Raw genomic sequence first — 1,366 nt, forward strand, 5'->3', positions numbered from 1 at the left:
GGCCAGAGTCGTCTCCGGGGGTCCGATCCACCGCAGATCGGAAGAATCGGGAAGACTGGACGGGTGGACACCCAGAGTGGAACTCCGGCGACGCGGGCGGTCGGTCTGCGTGCGCTCGGAGCACCCGCCGCTGTCGCCGCCGGCGCCGTGGTTGCGGCCGCCGTCCTCCACTTCCGGGACCCGCATCAGCCGGGTTCGTACGGTTTCTGTCCCGTCTACGCGCTGACCGGGTGGTGGTGCCCGGCCTGTGGAGGGCTGCGGGCGGTGCACGACCTGACCAACCTCGACCTCGGCGCGGCCGTCGCCGGCAATGTTCTGATCGTCCCGTTCATCGCGGTCATGATTTTCGCCTGGATCGGCTGGGCACGTCACCGCTGGCAAGGACGACGCGACCGCATCTTCGTGGTGGGACCGAGAGTGACAGTCGGTGTGCTCATTCTCCTTGCGGCGTTTACCGTCACCAGGAACACATCTTGGGGAAGCTGGCTCGCGCCGGCCTGACACCTGGTCGCCGCGGGCACGAAACAGAGAGTCGGTTCACAGATGGCAATGCAGGTCTTTTCGTTGATCGCGATCCTGGGCGCGCTGATCGTCCTCATTCCGACCGCGCTGCGAGTCTTCGGCAAGAGCGACAACGTGAAGGCGCCGGACGAGACCGAGGAGTGACCGCGTTGCACTCTCGACAACCCATCGCCGCGCGACCATGATTTCGATATGAGCGATTCGCTGAAGGACCGGGTGCGCGAGAAGCTGTTGCGTCAGCTGGCCGAGGACGGGGGGCATCCAGTCCAGGAGGCGGAGGGGGACGACCCACGATTGGTCTCCATCGACTCCGACCTCGCGACGTTGGAACAGGCATCGGAGGGAGATCGGGTGATCGAGGAGCTGGCTGCCAAGTACTGGGTGCCCTGAATCGGCCGAATAGCGACGCTGACCTGGCGATTTGGTGTTCTCGTTTCCCTTCGCGTAACTTATTCCAGGTCAGAGCGACACGGACACCGACCCCGGCCGGAAGGCGGGGGACACGAGGTTGGACGAAGGCGCCTGGTAAATCGGAAGTTCATCGCCGTGTATGGTGGTGCTTCAATCCCGGTTTGATCTTGATCAGCGTCACGGCTTGCGCCGGTGAGGCTGGTAGGATAAGATAGAACGGTTGCCCCGGAGCGGCTGGCGAGTGAGTCAGCGGTGATGGTGTGCGCGTGTTCTTTGAGAACTCAACAGTGTGTCGATGAATGTCAGTGCCAAATGTTTTTGGTACTCCGCATCACGAATGTTCAACCGCCTCTTGGGGTTTGGTTGATGTTGTGGTGTGGGTATTTGCTGGCCCTTCTCCTTCTTCCGTCGGTGGGGGGTCAGTGTTTGATAG

General features: G+C 62.4%; 4 protein-coding genes. 3 read left to right on the forward strand and 1 reads right to left on the reverse strand.

Annotation, left to right across the window (positions count from 1 at the left end):
• The first annotated feature begins 63 nt into the window (after positions 1-63).
• The 3 genes from ACFTZB_RS45670 to ACFTZB_RS45680 are packed head-to-tail and all read left to right on the forward strand — an operon-like array spanning position 64 to position 912.
• Positions 64-501 (forward strand): DUF2752 domain-containing protein, encoded by a 438-nt coding sequence (locus ACFTZB_RS45670; RefSeq protein WP_378442613.1) that lies wholly within the window; start codon positions 64-66, stop codon positions 499-501.
• A gap of 42 nt (positions 502-543) precedes the next feature.
• Complete coding sequence (locus ACFTZB_RS45675) at positions 544-666, forward strand: hypothetical protein (RefSeq protein WP_005248443.1); 123 nt, start codon at positions 544-546, stop codon at positions 664-666.
• A gap of 48 nt (positions 667-714) precedes the next feature.
• Positions 715-912 carry a hypothetical protein gene (locus ACFTZB_RS45680; RefSeq protein ID WP_378442615.1) on the forward strand — a complete coding sequence of 66 codons (198 nt, stop codon included), beginning with the start codon at positions 715-717 and terminating at the stop codon, positions 910-912.
• Between the two features lie 267 nt (positions 913-1,179).
• On the opposite strand, the gene ACFTZB_RS45685 is transcribed toward ACFTZB_RS45680, so the two are convergent.
• Positions 1,180-1,366, reverse strand: a 187-nt coding sequence (locus ACFTZB_RS45685; protein WP_378442617.1) for a hypothetical protein, incomplete at its 5' end; no start/stop codon positions are given.

Origin of the sequence: Rhodococcus sp. NPDC057014 (assembly GCF_042673295.1) — a bacterium.
Classification (GTDB): Bacteria; Actinomycetota; Actinomycetes; order Mycobacteriales; family Mycobacteriaceae; genus Rhodococcus_F.

Bases quoted from the DNA above. Each gene is read 5' to 3' on its own strand.
- ACFTZB_RS45675 (WP_005248443.1), top strand. From the start codon at position 544: ATGGCAATGCAGGTCTTTTCGTTGATCGCGATCCTGGGCGCGCTGATC.
- ACFTZB_RS45680 (WP_378442615.1), top strand. From the start codon at position 715: ATGAGCGATTCGCTGAAGGACCGGGTGCGCGAGAAGCTGTTGCGTCAG.